Origin of the sequence: Bradyrhizobium betae (assembly GCF_004123905.1) — a bacterium.
In the GTDB taxonomy this organism is placed as follows: Bacteria; Pseudomonadota; Alphaproteobacteria; order Rhizobiales; family Xanthobacteraceae; genus Bradyrhizobium; species Bradyrhizobium betae_A.
On record NZ_MZXW01000004.1, the window covers coordinates 443,512 to 459,110 of the forward strand.

The 15,599-nt window shown below is 62.7% G+C and carries 13 protein-coding genes; 7 read left to right on the forward strand and 6 right to left on the reverse strand.

Annotation, left to right across the window (positions count from 1 at the left end; genetic code table 11):
* Positions 1-43: 43 nt before the first annotated feature.
* From B5V03_RS02235 to B5V03_RS02245, 3 genes are all read right to left on the reverse strand, one after another.
* Positions 44-1,630, reverse strand: coding sequence for a sensor histidine kinase (locus B5V03_RS02235; RefSeq protein WP_129267622.1), 1,587 nt, complete (start codon positions 1,628-1,630; stop codon positions 44-46).
* A gap of 138 nt (positions 1,631-1,768) precedes the next feature.
* Positions 1,769-3,046 (reverse strand): sodium:proton antiporter NhaD, encoded by a 1,278-nt coding sequence (gene nhaD / locus B5V03_RS02240; RefSeq protein ID WP_129267623.1) that lies wholly within the window; start codon positions 3,044-3,046, stop codon positions 1,769-1,771.
* Positions 3,047-3,068: 22 nt separating this feature from the next.
* Entirely contained in the window at positions 3,069-3,941 is an 873-nt protein-coding gene (locus B5V03_RS02245) for an NAD(P)-dependent oxidoreductase (protein ID WP_129267624.1), read from the reverse strand.
* A 197-nt stretch (positions 3,942-4,138) separates the two neighbouring features.
* Here B5V03_RS02245 and B5V03_RS02250 point away from each other — a divergent pair, with 197 nt between their 5' ends.
* The 4 genes from B5V03_RS02250 to B5V03_RS02265 all read left to right on the forward strand — a co-directional run bounded on the left by B5V03_RS02250 (position 4,139) and on the right by B5V03_RS02265 (position 7,920).
* Positions 4,139-4,588 carry a VOC family protein gene (locus B5V03_RS02250; RefSeq protein WP_245502144.1) on the forward strand — a complete coding sequence of 150 codons (450 nt, stop codon included), beginning with the start codon at positions 4,139-4,141 and terminating at the stop codon, positions 4,586-4,588.
* A 53-nt stretch (positions 4,589-4,641) separates the two neighbouring features.
* Positions 4,642-5,784: an Mrp/NBP35 family ATP-binding protein gene (locus tag B5V03_RS02255; RefSeq protein WP_129267625.1), complete on the forward strand. Its 1,143-nt coding sequence runs from the start codon at positions 4,642-4,644 to the stop codon at positions 5,782-5,784.
* Between the two features lie 205 nt (positions 5,785-5,989).
* Positions 5,990-7,081, forward strand: coding sequence for a TRAP transporter substrate-binding protein (locus tag B5V03_RS02260; RefSeq protein ID WP_129267626.1), 1,092 nt, complete (start codon positions 5,990-5,992; stop codon positions 7,079-7,081).
* A gap of 488 nt (positions 7,082-7,569) precedes the next feature.
* Positions 7,570-7,920: a YunG family protein gene (locus B5V03_RS02265; protein ID WP_129267627.1), complete on the forward strand. Its 351-nt coding sequence runs from the start codon at positions 7,570-7,572 to the stop codon at positions 7,918-7,920.
* Positions 7,921-8,001: 81 nt separating this feature from the next.
* Here B5V03_RS02265 and B5V03_RS02270 read toward each other — a convergent pair whose 3' ends face one another.
* A complete protein-coding gene (locus B5V03_RS02270) occupies positions 8,002-9,888 on the reverse strand; it encodes a hypothetical protein (RefSeq protein ID WP_129267628.1) in 1,887 nt (628 codons plus the stop codon).
* 259 nt (positions 9,889-10,147) lie between these two features.
* A complete protein-coding gene (gene plsY, locus B5V03_RS02275) occupies positions 10,148-10,834 on the reverse strand; it encodes a glycerol-3-phosphate 1-O-acyltransferase PlsY (protein WP_129267629.1) in 687 nt (228 codons plus the stop codon).
* A 436-nt stretch (positions 10,835-11,270) separates the two neighbouring features.
* Here plsY and B5V03_RS02280 point away from each other — a divergent pair, with 436 nt between their 5' ends.
* The 3 genes from B5V03_RS02280 (at position 11,271) to B5V03_RS02290 (ending at position 14,241) form a co-directional block, all read left to right on the forward strand.
* Complete coding sequence (locus tag B5V03_RS02280; protein WP_129267630.1) at positions 11,271-12,029, forward strand: sulfite exporter TauE/SafE family protein; 759 nt, start codon at positions 11,271-11,273, stop codon at positions 12,027-12,029.
* Between the two features lie 156 nt (positions 12,030-12,185).
* On the forward strand, positions 12,186-12,860 hold the full coding sequence (locus B5V03_RS02285) for a response regulator transcription factor (RefSeq protein ID WP_129267631.1): 675 nt from the start codon (positions 12,186-12,188) through the stop codon (positions 12,858-12,860).
* Between the two features lie 76 nt (positions 12,861-12,936).
* Positions 12,937-14,241 (forward strand): ATP-binding protein, encoded by a 1,305-nt coding sequence (locus tag B5V03_RS02290; protein WP_433995325.1) that lies wholly within the window; start codon positions 12,937-12,939, stop codon positions 14,239-14,241.
* Positions 14,242-14,256: 15 nt separating this feature from the next.
* Here B5V03_RS02290 and B5V03_RS02295 read toward each other — a convergent pair whose 3' ends face one another.
* The gene (locus B5V03_RS02295; protein ID WP_129267633.1) at positions 14,257-15,546 is read right to left on the reverse strand and encodes a M20/M25/M40 family metallo-hydrolase; all 1,290 of its coding nucleotides are present in this window, start codon (positions 15,544-15,546) and stop codon (positions 14,257-14,259) included.
* Positions 15,547-15,599: the final 53 nt, after the last annotated feature.

Below are 15,599 nucleotides of genomic sequence, written 5' to 3' on the forward strand. Positions count from 1 at the left end.
TCGACATAGTGAGGGATGGTCGGGCATGTCTGCAAGCATCTCGTTAAGAGCCCGTACCCGCGCTCATGATCGGCTTGTGGCGCGGCCGGCGCTTCTCGTCGGGCACCTCCGGCTGGAGCGGCGGGGAATCATCCGACATCGGCGCCAGCGCGCTCATCACGCGCTCTGGCGGGAAGGTCACGATCACCTCGGTGCCGATGCGCAGCTTCGATTTAAGCGTGAATGTGCCACCATGCAGGTCGATCAGGTTCTTTGCGATAGGCAGGCCGAGGCCCGCCCCCTGTTCGGCCGATTTGATCGAGTTGGAGCCCTGGCCGAACGAGGCAAGCACGACCGGGATCTCGTCCTCGGGGATTCCGGAACCGGAATCCCTCACCGAGAGGTATTGCCCGCCCGAAGCGGTCCAGCCGGCCTTGAGCCAGATCTCGCCGCCTTGCGGGGTGAACTTGATCGAGTTCGAGAGCAAATTGAGCACGACCTGCCGAATCGCGCGCTCGTCGGCCCAGAGCCGCGGCATGGCCAGCTCGAACACCTCGTGGATGGTGATGCCGCGGCTCGACGCGCGCAGCTTCATCAGATGATGGCAGTCGGCGACGATGCCGACCAGCGACACCGCTTCCTCGTTGAGTTCGTAGCGGCCGGCTTCGATCCGCGACAGGTCGAGGATCTCGTTGATGAGGTTGAGCAGGTGCACGCCAGAATTGTGGATGTCGCCGGAATATTCCTTGTAGACCGGCACGGCATGCGCGCCAAAAATCTCGCTCTTCATTACCTCGGAGAAGCCGAGGATCGCGTTCAGCGGCGTGCGCAGCTCGTGGCTCATCTGCGCAAGGAAGCGCGACTTCGCGACGTTGGCCGCCTCGGCGCGGTGACGCGCCTCGTCGGAGATGGCTTTCGCCTGTTCGAGCTCGCCGATCAGTGCATCCTTCTCGGCGCGCGCCTCGAGTGTGGCGAAGGTCGAGGAGTGCAGGCGATGCGCCAGCAGCACGAAATAGCCTTCGGCCGCAAGCGCGAGCGCGGCCAGGATGTAATTGTCCAGCGCGCCGGTCATCGCAAAGCTCAGCGCCATCGCGACTGCAACCGGCGCGGTGGCGGCAAGCGCTGCGATCGGCAGGCTGGCCGCGAGCATGCTCGACACTGCGATCACCAGCAGCATCAGGAACATCATCAGCGTTTCCGTGACCATGTCGAGCACGGGATGGATCAGGATCGCCATCCAGCACAGGCCATAGAGCAGATCGAGCACGACGAAGCGCGTCCGCCAGGCGCGCGTTGCGGCGGGCGAGGTGGGTTCGGCCAGGAAGCGGTGGCAGCTGCGGATCATCGCGGCGTGAATGCAGAGCATGCCGGCGGTCCAGGCCGCGGCCGGGATCGGTTGCATCCACAGCCCGAACAGCACGCCGGTCACGACCACCAGCAGCATCACGACATAGGAGGCCGACAGCCGCGTCTGCGCATATTGGCGCAGCATCTCGGCGTCGAAGGCCGGCCGGGTTCCGCTGGTCGACGTTAACTTATCGCGCGCCTCGCGCACCCGCTGCGACGCAGCCCGTCGGCTGCTCGCCGATGGAGCGCTTACCGGCTCGGCCGGAAGCTGAACTACCTCTGGCTTTTCAGCGGGGTTACTCATCAAGCAACAACGATTCCTGCCCGCGCCGGACGCGGGCCTTCTGCATTGTCTATCTCTGGCAAGAAATCCTTAAGAGGTGACTTAAGGAGCTAAAGAATTACGTTAACCGCGCGTTAATTTTCGGCGCGTCACTGCCGCTCAGTGCAGCCACGCGTGCTGCGCAATGTACACCACTGCGCCCGCCAGATAGCCCGCGAGCGCCGGGCCGGCGATGCGGCGGGCGTACCAGAGGAACTCGATCCGCTCGAGCCCCATGGCGGCGACGCCCGCGGCCGAGCCGATGATCAGGATCGAGCCGCCGGTGCCGGCGCAATAGGCGATGAACTCCCACAGGAAGCTGTCGGGCGGATAATGCGCGAGGTCGTACATGCCCATGGTGGCGGCGACCAGCGGCACGTTGTCGATGACGGCGCTGAGCAGGCCAAGCACGATCACGATGATGTCCTGGCGGCCGATGACGGCATCGAGCCATTTGGCCAGCATGGACAGCAGGCCGGCATGTTCGAGGCAAGCGACCGCGAGCAGAATGCCGACGAAGAAGACGATCGAACCCATGTCGATCCGGGTCAGCGCATGCGCAAGCGTGAGCGGTTGGCGGATATGCTCGTCCTTGTCGCGATGGACGATCTCGCCGACCAGCCAGACAATGCCGAGCCCGAGCAAGACACCCATGAAGGGCGGCAGATGGGTCAGCGTCTTGAAGGCAGGCACCGCAATCAGCACGCCGAGGCCGAGATAGAACATCACGTTGCGCTCGAACGGATCGACACCCTGCAACCCGCCGTCCTTGGACGGCGCCGCAATGGTCTTGCCGCGCAGCGCCAGGCTGATGAACGCCAGCGGCACCAGCAAATTGACTAGCGAGGGCAGAAACACCGCGCCCATGATCTTCAGGGGCGAGATCTGCCCGCCGATCCACAGCATCGTCGTGGTGACGTCGCCGATCACGGTCCATGCGCCGCCGGCATTGGCGGCGATGACGATGAGGGAGGCGAACAGCAGGCGATCCTCGCGCCTGGCGATCAGCCGCTGGATCAGCGAGACCATGACGATAGTGGTCGTCAGATTGTCGAGGATCGCGCTCAGGAAGAACGCAACGAAGCCGATCAGCCACATCAGGCGGACCTGGCTGGTCGTGCCGATGCGTGAGGTGATGACCTCGAAACCGTCGTGAGCGTCGATGACCTCGACGATGGTCATCGCGCCGATCAGGAAGAACACGATCTGCGCGGTGGAGGCGACAGATTCGTCGAGCTGACGGCCGACCATCGCATGGTCGCCGGTCGCGACCGCGTACACGGTCCAGAGCAAGCCCGCACCTAACAGCGCGGACGCACTCTTGTTGACCCCGATCGGATGCTCCAGCGCGATCGCCGCGTAAGCAACAACGAAGATGGCGGCGATCGCGATCAGCAAGGCGGGGTCAGTTCGTCAGGTGTCAGCGGTTGAGGCGCGCGAGCAGGCTCGACGTATCCCAGCGCTTGCCGCCCATCTTCTCGACCTCGGCGTAGAACTGGTCGACCAGCGCGGTGACAGGCAGATTGGCGCCGTTGCGGCGGGCCTCAGCCAGCGCGATCGAGAGGTCCTTGCGCATCCATTCGACCGCGAAGCCGAAATCGTACTTGTCCTCGTTCATGGTCTTGTAGCGGTTTTCCATCTGCCAGGACTGCGCCGCCCCTTTCGAGATGGTCTCGATGACAGCGGCGACGTCGAGGCCAGACTTCTTGGCGAAGTGGATGCCCTCGGAGAGACCCTGAACCAGGCCGGCGATGCAGATCTGGTTGACCATCTTGGTGAGCTGGCCCGAGCCGGCGGGCCCGAGCAGTTTGCACATCCGCGCATAGGCGCTGTTGATGATCGGCTCGGCGCCGGCATAGGCGTCTTGCGCGCCGCCGCACATCACCGTCAGCACGCCGTTCTCGGCGCCGGCCTGGCCGCCTGATACGGGTGCGTCGATGAACTTGAATCCGGCCTTGGTGGCGGCCGCATCGAGCTCGCGCGCGACTTCGGCGGAGGCGGTGGTGTGGTCGACGAAGGTCGCACCCTTCTTCATGCCGGCGAATGCGCCATCAGCACCAATCGTGACCGCGCGAAGGTCGTTGTCGTTGCCGACGCAGCACATCACGAAATCCTGGCCCTCAGCCGCAGCCTTCGGGGTCGCCGCGGTCTTGCCGCCGAACTTGTCCGCCCATTCCTTCGCCTTGGCCGCGGTGCGGTTGTAGACGGTGACCTCATGGCCCCCTTTTTTCACGAGGTGTCCGGCCATGGGGAAGCCCATCACACCGAGACCGAGGAAAGCGACTTTAGCCATGTGTGGTACCTTGTCCGTAGTTTGGGTTTTACGGTTGTAGCCGGGCGAGGGCGCCCAGGCGGCATTTTTGGGGTTCCGCGTTGGGGCGGATCGGCCGCACCATAAACCCTATGGGCAGGAGGGCAACGGCTTCGTTTGGCGGCCCCCTGTGCTAGGATGGCAGGACTAAAAGGACTTCAAAACAAGGGAGCGAAAGCATGGCATCGGGCTTGGGCGGCGTGAGCGTTGGCGTCCTCGATCATTTCAACATCCGGACCCGGAATCTGGCTGAGACGGTCCGCTTCTACGAGGACGTGCTGGGCCTGGAAAATGGCGCCCGGCCGAATTTCGCCTTCCCCGGCGCCTGGATGTACAGCGAGGGCAAGCCGGTGGTGCACCTCGTCGATATCTCGCCGACCTCGGAGCCGCAAAAGCCGGATTCCGGCGTGGTCCACCACGTCGCCTTCGTCAGCCGCGGGTTCGATGGCATGAAGCAGCGCTTGACGTCCAAAGGCATGAAATTCGACTCCCGCCAGGTGCCCGGCGGCGACCTCTGGCAGATCTTCGTCCACGACCCCAACGGGGTCATGATCGAGCTCAATTACGAGGCGGCCCTGGAGCAGGGGGCGGCGCCCGCCGAGATGGCTGGTGATATCGGCAGACAGTAGCCTTTTGGCCGTTTCCGCTCTAATGGGGCATCTTGAATTTGAGGAGATGCGCTTTGAGCGTGACGCAGCAACAGGTTCTCGACAGCCTCGCCCGGATCAAATCGCCCCGCGGGGTCGCGCTCACCAATGCCAATGTGCTGAGCGCGATCAGTGCCGCCGACGGCAAGGTGTTCTTCTCGATCAATGTCGACGCCGCCGAGGCGCGGGCGTGGGAGTCGGTCCGGGCCGAGGCCGAAGCTGCCGTGCGCACCATTCCGGGCGTCACCACGGTGATGGTGGCACTGACTGCCGAGCGTAAGGCGGGCGCTGCACCTCCGCCGCCGCCAACGCCCAGCCGCGGCACGCCGGGCGTACAACCGGTCCATGCCCACAAGCCGCCGCCGCAGGGCGGCGCCCAATCACCGATGGCGCGGCAGTCCGAAATTCCGGGCGTTACCGCCGTGATCGCGGTGGCCTCGGGCAAGGGCGGCGTCGGCAAGTCGACCACCGCGCTCAATCTGGCGCTGGGCCTGCGCGACCTCGGCCTCAAGGTCGGGCTGCTCGATGCCGACATCTACGGCCCCTCGGTGCCGCGCTTGACCGGACTGCATGAGAAGCCGGAGCTCGACGGCGAGCGCAAGATGATTCCGCTCAAGCGTTTCGGCCTCGCCATCATGTCGATCGGCTTCCTCGTGGAGGAAGAGACCGCGATGATCTGGCGCGGTCCGATGGTGATGTCGGCGGTGACGCAGATGCTGCGCGACGTCGCATGGGGCACGCTCGACGTGCTCGTTGTCGACATGCCGCCCGGCACCGGCGATGCCCAGCTGACGCTGGCGCAGAACGTGCCCTTGAAAGGCGCCGTGATCGTCTCGACCCCGCAGGACCTGTCCCTGATCGATGCGCGCCGGGGCCTTGCGATGTTCAAGAAGGTCAACGTGCCCGTGCTCGGCATCGTCGAGAATATGAGCTATTTCCAGTGCCCGCATTGCGGCACGAAATCCGACATCTTCGGCCATGGCGGCGCGCGCCACGAGGCCGAGAAGCTGGACGTCCCGTTCCTGGGCGAGATCCCGCTGCACATGGCGATTCGCGCCTCGTCGGATGCCGGTAGCCCGGTGGTTGACAGCGAGCCGGACGGGCCTCATGCGGCGATCTATCGCGCCATTGCGGGACAGGTCCGGGATCAGCTCAAGGGCGTCATCGCCGCGGCCTGATCCGGTCTGGGCCAGCAATTTCTTGGGACATGCGACTTTCGTAGAGCCCCGTCATGCCAATGTCGCGTTCCGAAAGCGGAGCTTCCGTGTTAAAGGCCACGGCAGTCAAGCCCCTTCGGTCCGATGCGCCCAAAAATGCGTCGCCGGAATGAGCGGCGACAAAGAGGAAGTTAGGGGAAACGCCCCAACAAGGAGAGATCTGAAGATGAAGCGTCGTGATTTCTTGAAAGTGTCGGCAGCAGGTGCGGCGGCGACCGCCGCGGTGGCCTCGCCGGCGATCGCGCAGTCCTCGCCCGAGATCAAATGGCGCATGACGTCGAGCTTCCCGAAGTCGCTCGACACCATCTATGGCGGCGGCGAACAGGTGGCGAAATACGTCGCCGAGATGACCGACAACAAGTTCCAGATCCAGGTGTTCGCCGCCGGCGAAATCGTCCCTGGTCTGCAGGCGCTCGACGCGACTTCGAACGGCACCGTCGAGATGTGCCACACCGTCTCCTACTACTATGTCGGCAAGGACCCCACCTGGGCGATCTACGCCTCGGTGCCGTTCGGCCTCAATGCCCGCCAGCAGAACTCGTGGTGGTACCAGGGCGGCGGCGAGGAGCTCGGCAACGAGTTCTTCAAGAAGTCGAACGTGATCGGCTTCCCCTGCGGCAACACCGGCACCCAGATGGGTGGCTGGTTCCGCAAGGAGATCAAGACCGTTGCGGATCTCTCCGGCCTGAAGATGCGCATTGGCGGCATCGCCGGCCAGGTGCTCCAGAAGGTCGGCGTGGTGCCGCAGCAGCTCGCCGGCGGCGACATCTATCCGGCACTGGAAAAGGGCACCATCGACGCCGCCGAGTGGGTCGGCCCCTACGATGACGAGAAGCTCGGCTTCGCCAAGGTCGCCAAGTACTACTACTATCCGGGCTTCTGGGAAGGCGGTCCGACCGTCCACGCCTTCACCAACCTCGACAAGTGGAATTCGCTGCCGAAGAGCTACCAGGCGATCCTCACCAACGCGATGGCCAACGCCAACAGCTGGATGGCCGCGCGCTACGACATGCAGAACCCCGCGGCGCTGAAGCGTCTGGTCGCCGGCGGCACCCAGCTTCGTCCCTTCACCAACGAAGTGCTCGAAGCCTGCCTCAAGTCGACCAACGAGCTCTGGGCGGAGATCTCGGCCAAGAACCCCGACTTCAAGAAGTCGATCGACGCGATGCAGGCCTACCGCTCCGACGAATATCTGTGGTGGCAGGTCGCCGAGTACACCTACGACACCTTCATGATCCGCTCGCGCACCCGCGGCTGATCTTCGCAAGACGTCGCAAGACGACAGGGCCCGGCCTCGTTCGCGAGGCCGGGCTTTTTGTTTGATCAGCGAGTGTATTCGGGGTGCCAAAACAAAAAATTTCGAAAACAACCCCATGCACAGTAGAAGCGGAGTGAAGGCACGTTGCCCGGTGGATGCGGCTAACGATTTGCTTCGCTGGGGCAAATCGGTGGAGTGGAGCAATCGCCGCGCAGACTTGGCTGGCGCGATGATTTACGCCTGACGGCGACCGGAAGCGATATCTGCGTTTGGCGCGCCTCTGCTCCCACACCGTCATTGCGAGCGCAGCGAAGCAATCCAGAATCTTTCCGCCGAGGGACTCTGGATTGCTTCGCTACGCTCGCAATGACGCGTGGATGAGTTGGGCTCAGCCGAGCAATGAAGCCGTTTGACACGTCGGGCAAAACAGGAGCATGATGCGATAATCGTATAATCCGAAATTCGGGCGCCGATCTCTGGGAGTGACGATGAGCTTCGATCCCGATGAGGTTCAACGCGCGCTGCGCAAGGCGTGGTCGTTGTCGACGGCCAGCCAATGGACGCCGGACAATCCTGCGGCTGGTCAATGCAACGTCACGGCGCTGCTGATCCACGAGCTCTTCGGCGGCGATCTGTTGAAGACGCCGTTGCCGGCCGGTGATCATTTCTACAACCGGATCGAAGGGCAGCGATACGACTTCACGGCGAGCCAATTCGAGCAGCCGATTGCCTACATGGACGTGCCGACCGATCGAGTCGACGCAGAGCTGGGGGCCACGAACGAGCAATTGACTGAACTCAGAGTCGCTTTTGCGGAGCATCGTGCCAAGTCAGGTTAGGGTCAGATATTGCCTGATTGATTTCCATGTCTTTCAGGGACCAGAACCGTGCTCCCGGCATAGCTCGTGTGGAGCTTGCATCTAGTTGTTCACGCGTTCAAAATAGGCACGCGTCCCATCGAAAGCCGTCACGATCAGGCCGACTGCCAGCCCGAGATAAATTCCCTGAAACGCCTCAACAGAAAGCTCTCTCTCGCCCACAAATTTGTATAACCAAACGACCCAAGAGAAAGGTGCATGATAAAGCAAAACGGCGAAGGAGAGCGTCACGCACGTGACCGAATGACTAATTGCCGCGAACAGGAAGATAAACAATTGGGTCACCGAGCGACTCAAGCTGGCGCCCGCCCAGTGCAGTGCTTGGACGGTCATCCTCAAAATCAGATAAATTGCAATCAAGGCAGCGAGACCCGTGATCGTCGCTGAATGTTGCCAGCAGCCCGCCGTGCCCTCGGCATAGCCGCAGGCAACTTGGGTTAAACCGACGAGCCAGGTACCTAACGCTTCGAACGTTCTTCGTTCGAACAGGTAGGCGAATAGGGCTACGAGCAAGATCGTCTGGTCAGTCTTTTCAATCGTTATACGGATCCGGCGGAAAGCGCTTGCCCAACAAATGTCGAAGTAATCCCGCTTGGGCAATCGAACGTTGGTGCCGCTGTATCGCCCAATCGCTTCGACGACCATGGGAAGGAACTCGTCCCGATTCGTCATATAGGAGGTGTGATCAGCCAGGATAGAGAGCTGGTTGCAGAGTTGGATGCTTTCCGGTCCTCGGGAGGAATTCAGATCTTCAGGTGTCGGCAGCAGAAGCGGGCCGTTCGGCACAGGGTCCAGCGCTGCGTAGAAATCGACCCAGTGAAGTCCCTGCTCCTTGAACTCCGACGTGCGGGCCTCAATTTCCTGCGCTCCCTCTTCAGACGTCAATGAGATTCCCAGCAAAATGCCGATGATCATGAGCGGGATCATAAGCATGGCAGACCAGATCGGGATCGGCGTCCGTGACAAGCCCGTCACAGCGGCGAAGACATAAATTTCAGTTAGGGCGAGGAAGAATGCGACGAAGGCGACCAGAAGGATTGTGTCCCTGTGCTCCGGGCGCGAGAGCTGAAACAGCTTCAGAATTCCGGCTCCGAAACTAATAAACAAATTTACCTTTCGACGACCGTATTGCCTTAAGGCGAGATAGGTGACTGCCGCCCCCTGGGAGTGCGCGACAATGACGATCCTATTGCAGTTCTCCTCAAGCCAACTCAGGTCGCGGGAGAGCTTGGAGGCGACGGCCTGTTGACGGAAATCGCTGGATGCGAAGATAAAACAGTCGCCAAGGATTGCTGAAATCGCAAGATTGATGCGCTTTACGACATTTTGGACGGCTTCGATGGGAAGAAAGTCGACGATCAGGAGCGCGACAAGGGCGAGTTCTAGAACGAATGCGGCCGGGCACATGAATGCAACCGCCACGAAGCAGAATAACGCTTTGAGCAAATACCAGGCCACAAAGATCGCGCGATACCTATGAGGCTCCCTCATCCAAGCGCTAGCGAAGGTGACCGCTATTCTCAGGCGGCGGGCGAAGAATGCGAAACACAGCCACGGAAGGAACCGCATTATCCAGAGCGTGACGGCTTGAGAGGGGGGCGGCGGAAATGAAGTTGCCCAATGACATTCCGCCATGATCCATTGCACCGCCGGTTCGTCAGCGTTGCCGGAAGGAAGGCTTAATCGCACGTGAGGGGGAGCTGCCATTCTCTCTGCCTCAGCGGGAAGCGGATCGAGAGATGCCTCAAGCAAATGTGCTTCCTGGTCATGTTCGGAGGGCGGCTGATCGGATGGTCTGTCGCTGCCTTCTCGAGCTGTTCCAAATCGACGGAGTACCTTGTAGATCGGCTCTCCGAAGCTTACGAGGGTTTCGCCTTTAACCTGCGAGCCGATGCCGTGGACGAACAGAACGCCAATCTCAGCCGACATGCCAGCCCTCGGTAGAGTTTCGATGTGAAGTCAAGCGCAGGACATATTCTTTATCACAAAATCTGATAGCCTCGTTGGATGACGGCAGGCGATTGCCGTCATGATTTCGCGATGGACCTCTGTTCAGATGTTGCTCCTTCGCGCCGATCGCAGAGCGTTCCGCCAGGGCGGTAGAAGCCGGCATCGCTCGGGTTTCGGGGCAAGGTCTGCTATGGGCGTCGGCGCATGCGCGATATCGAAACTCTAGAAAAGGTGCGCGCTAGACCTGTGCCCCCGCTTTCGCATCCGGGCTACTCTGCCCCAGCCTCGGCTCCGTCCCCGCCAGCAACCGCCCGATATTGGCGCGATGGCGAACGATCACGTAGAGGCCGCCTGCGATCACCAGCAACCGATAGGGCAGCAGCTGCTCGAAAGCGCAGACGAGAACGATGGATGTCAGCGCCGCGAGGATCGAACTGAGGGAAACGATCCGGGTGCTCGCCAGCACGATGCCAAAAGTCGCTGCAGCCCCCAATCCGACCGGCCACGACATCGCCAGCAACACGCCGAGTCCGGTCGCGGCGGATTTGCCGCCGGTGAAATTCAACCAGATCGAGCGGCTGTGCCCGAGCAGCACGGCAATTCCGGCCAAGCCAACCACCCACGGCACCCACATTTGCAGATCAAGGTCTGTCGGCGGGACTTGAGATAGTACTCTTGAGAGCCAGGGACAGAACACGCGGGCAACGAGGATGGCCGCGGCGCCCTTCAGCACGTCGGCGATGAGCACCACCAAGGCCGGCCATTTGCCGAGGGTCCGCAGCACATTCGTCGCCCCCGTTGATCTGGAGCCGTGCTCACGGATGTCGATGCCCCTGAGGAGTTTCCCCGCCAGATAGCCCGAGGGCGTCGCGCCGAGGAGATAGGCGATCACCAACCCGACCGCGCACGCCGTCCAGAAAGCCATGGGTTCTTGTTTCCAGTGTCTCGCACCGGCGTTTTATCGCCTGCTACGTTGGGCCGCTATGTGCATCTCCTGAACCTCATCCGGGGCCGGGACTTCAAACGTCGGACGTTCGGGGGGGAACTGCCTTGTCCTCCAGTTTGACCAGCCTTTTTGGCTTGCGTCCGTCAAATTGCACCGAGAGCAATGTTATTATTGTACTGAGTGATATGTCGGAGCATATTTCACGCAATCGGCAAATTGAACCGGGTTCGCCCGGCGCCTACGGAGCAACCGCCATGCAGTTCACTTATCTCGACCTGTTTCTCGCGTTCATTGGATTGTCGTTTGGAGTGCCATCGGCGCTGCCCCGACTGTTTTTCCAGGACGAGGACAATTCGGGTCGAAGGGCTTCGTAGAGACATCGAGGGGGCAGCCGGGTCGTGTCGGAGTTGCCGATATGGAATTGACGGTCACCACCATCCTCATCACCTTCACCGGCGTCTTCCTGATCTGCTTCATGAAGGGCGCCTTCGGCGGAGGGTTTTCGATCGTCGGCATCCCATTGCTGTCCTTCGTGATGGATCCGGTGACCGCCGGCGGCTTGCTTGCGCCGCTGTTCATCGCGATGGACCTGTTCGCTCTTCGCTACTGGAAGCCTTCGACCTGGTCGAAACCGGACCTCGTGCTGCTGCTGCCCGGGCTCGTGATCGGCATCGCGCTCGGCTACGTCTTGTTTCGCGTGCTGGATCACCGCGCCGTCGCGATCGTGATGGCGGTCGTCACCCTGGTCTTCGTCGGCCTGTGGCTTTTCAGCGATCCCAAGGTGATCATCGCTCCGCGCTCGACGCCGAAGGCGGTCGCTGCCGGTCTCGCCTCGGGCGTCACGACCATGGTCGCGCATTCCGGCGGTCCGCCGCTTGCGATGTATCTGCTGCCGCTCGGCCTCAGCAAGGAAGTTTACGCGGGAACGACGAGCCTGTTCTTCACGGTCGGCAATGCGACCAAGGCGGTGCCGTGGCTGCTGCTGGTGCGGCCGGCCGGCAACGAATGGATCGTGATGGCGATCTGCCTTCTTGCCATTCCCACCGGCGTTTGGCTCGGCTGGCGCCTGCACGGACGGCTGGACCAGCAGCAGATTTTTCGCGCCTGCTACGGGTTGCTGGTCGTCACGGCGCTGAAGCTGCTGTGGGACGGCGTGTCCGGCTATCTTGCATGAAGGTGGTTCGACCGATCTCGCGATCCTGATCGGCTTACACGAAGCTGACAGGTCCGGAACGGCTTTTTCGCTGGCCGAGGCGTCCGGAATGGTGGAAGAGAGCTAAGGATACGGCGTGAGCCGTGTGGTGATTTGAGTACCCCTTGCGGACATGCGATGCGCCTTCTGATCGTCGAGGACAATGCCGAGCTGTCGCGGCTCGTCGCGAGCGGCCTGTCGGCGGCCGGCTACCAGAGCGACATCGTCGGCAGCGCGGCTGAAGCGCGCGAGGCGGTGAGCAGCGTCAGCTATGCCGCGATGATCCTCGATCTCGGCCTGCCCGATGGCGACGGCCTGTCGGTGTTGCGCGAGCTGCGGCGGCAGATGGAACCGCTGCCGGTGCTGGTGCTGACCGCGCGCGGCGGCTTGCAGGATCGCGTCAGCGGCCTGCGCAGCGGCGCCGACGACTATCTCGCAAAACCGTTCGCGATGGAGGAGCTGGTGGCGCGGCTGGAGGCGATTTTGCGCCGGCCGGGCCAATTGCTGGGGCGCTCGCTCCGCCTCGCCAACCTCGTCTACGACACCGAGAGCCGCCAGATCTTCGTCGACGACCAGCCGCGGATCATTTCCGCGCGCGAGACCTCGGTGCTGGAGATCCTGCTGCGCCGGCAGGGGCGGGTGGTGCCGAAGAAGAACGTCGAGGACCACATCTTCGGCCTCGAAGGCGAGGTCGCCTCCAACGCCGTCGAGGTCTACGTCTCGCGATTGCGCAAGCAGCTCGCCGAGCACGGCGCCAGGGTCGTGATCCACACCATTCGCGGCGTCGGCTATCTCATGGCCGAGGAGAAATAGCGTGGCCCAGGTTGGATTTCGCGCCGGGGCATTCGCCAGGCCGACGTTCAAATCGCTGATCTCGCGCATCGTGTTCATGCACATCGTCGCAGTCGCGGTGGTCGCGATCTTCCTGCCGCTGGTGCTGTTCTGGCTGCTCAACTCCGAGATCGACCAGCTGCATCGCGACGCCATGCGCGCTCAGGCCGAGGTGCTGGCCGAGCGCATCGTGCCGCAGGCGGACGGTACGTTGACGTTCAATCTGCCGGACAGTCTGCGAGGCCTCTATTCGGAAGCCTATGGCCGATATCTCTACGACATTCGCGATGCCGACGGACGCGTGCTGTTCTCCTCGCGGCGAAAGACCGGCGACACCACGCCGCCGCGCTTGTCCGAGACCATTTCCGGCGCCGGCGTCAGCCGCGTGATCGAGGGCAAGACGGTGCGCATTCGCGTCGCCGAGGACCTTTCGCATCGCGACGTCATCATCGACGACATCGTCTCGAATTTCTTCCGGCGGGTCGGATGGATCACCATCCCGATCCTGCTGATCCTGCTCGCCACCGACATCATCATCTTCCGCCGCGCCATCGCACCGCTGTGGAAGGCCTCGGAGGAGGCCAGCAATATCGGTCCGGCGCGCACCGACATCCGCCTGCCGACCGAGCTGATCCCGCGCGAGATCATGCCGCTCGTCACCGCCGTCAACCAGGCGCTCGACCGCCTCGAGGACGGCTTTCGGGTGCAGCGGCAGTTCACGGCGGACGCCGCGCATCAATTGCGCACGCCGCTCGCGATCCTGCGCACGCGGATCGAAACGCTCGGCGACGGCGCCGCACGAGAGGTGCTGCATGCCGACATCGAAGGCATGAGCCGCATCGTTGCCCAGCTGCTGGAGATCGCCGAGCTCGACACGCTGGTGCTCGATCCCGGCGAGACCGCGGATCTGCGCGCCGTCTGCACCGAAGTGGTCGGTTCGATCGCGCCGTTCGCGCTGGCCCAGCATAAGGACATCGCGCTCAAGGGCGCCGACGCGCCGGTGATGATCCACGGCAATTCGGAGATGCTCCAGCGCGCGATCTTCAATCTCGCCGAAAATGCCATCAAATTCACCGCAAAGGATACTTCCGTCGACGTCGAGGTCGGCGAGGACGGTTCGGTGAGCGTGCGCGATTGCGGCCCGGGCATCGCGGAGGCCGAGCGCGAGCTGATCTTCCAGCGCTTCTGGCGCCGCGACCGCCAGCGCAGCGATGGCGCGGGCCTGGGCCTCTCGATCGTGCGCGGCGTCGCGGACGATCACGGGGCGACGGTTGCGGTGGAAAACCTCCCCGGCGGCGGCGCGGAATTCACGCTGCGGTTTCGGTTGGCGGAGGAGGGGGCCTCCGCCCCAGGCCGAAGCTGACCGCCGCGCAAACCGCTATTTCAGCTTGCCGGTCGACAGATCCATAATCATGCGTGTGGCGAGGTAGAGCCGCGGCACGATGCTGTTGATCTGGACATATTCGGCATCGTTCGAATGTGCGCCGAAGCCCGACAGGCCCATGCCTTCGACCACAGCGCCCTTGGTCTTGAGCGCGGCAAACGCGGCATCAGTGCCGCCTCCAGTCGCCTTCTCGTCGACCTTGAGGGACAGTCCGATCTCCCCATAGATGGTCTTGCCGTAGGCGGCGACGCGGCGCGAGGCGTCGTTGGCTTCGAGCGGCGGGCGGCGTACTTCGAATTTCAGCTCGACTTTGGAGTCGGGCAGCAAGCGATTCTTGATCTTGTCCTGCAGCGCCTTCTCCAGCTCATCGAAATCGGCGACCTTGAGCGCGCGCGCATCCGCTTGCGCCGTGGCGTCGGCGGGGATCACGTTGCGGTTGGTGCCTGATTTGGAGACCGTCCAGTTCAGCTTCAGGCCCTGCTCGGGCTTGGACAGGTCCTTCATCTGCAGCACCTGGTGCGAGAGCTCGTAGAGTGCATTGATGCCGCCCTCGGGCCGTGCGCCCGCGTGCGACGACTTGCCCGTCACCGTCAGATAGGCCGAGCCGATGCCGCTGGTGGCGAGACGCAGCGTGCCGTCGGTGCCGCCGCCTTCGAACGAGAACACCACATCCTGATCGGAGGCGAATTTGGTGAGGGTGCTGCGCCAGCCGGGCGAGGAGATCTCCTCGTCGCCGTTGGTGAGCACCGTGAGCGTGCCGTAATCCCTAAAATTCAGCTTCTGCAGCATCGCCACGGTGTGGAGAATGAGCGCAACGCCCTGCTTGTCGTCGGCAATGCCGAGGCCGTAGGCCTTGTCGCCATCGACGCGGAACGGCTGGTCCTTCAGCATGCCCTTCAGGTACACCGTGTCCATGTGGGCGATCAGCATGATCTTCTTGCTGCCACTGCCCTTGAAGACGGCGTGCACGGCAGGGCCGATTGTCTCGGGCGTGTCGTCGAGGCGGTAAACGTCGGTGGGCTGCAAAATCTCCACCGTGCCGCCGATCTGCTTGAGCTGATCGGCTACGCGCCCGGCGATTGCGTTCAAGCCCTCGACATCCTTGCTGCCGGATTCGATGCTGACGAGATCGCGCAGCGTGTCGAGCAGCGGCTGCTGCTCCTTCTGCGCCAGCGCGTGAACATCGGCCACCGGCTCGGCGTGAGCGATGGTCGCGGCACAGACAAGCCAAAGCGAGGCGAACAAGGAACCAGCGAGCGAGGAAGCGGCGTGCGATCGGAGCATAGGCGGGATCCATCGGTTGGATGATGGCCCGGTATGCCCGTGTTTGCCACGCG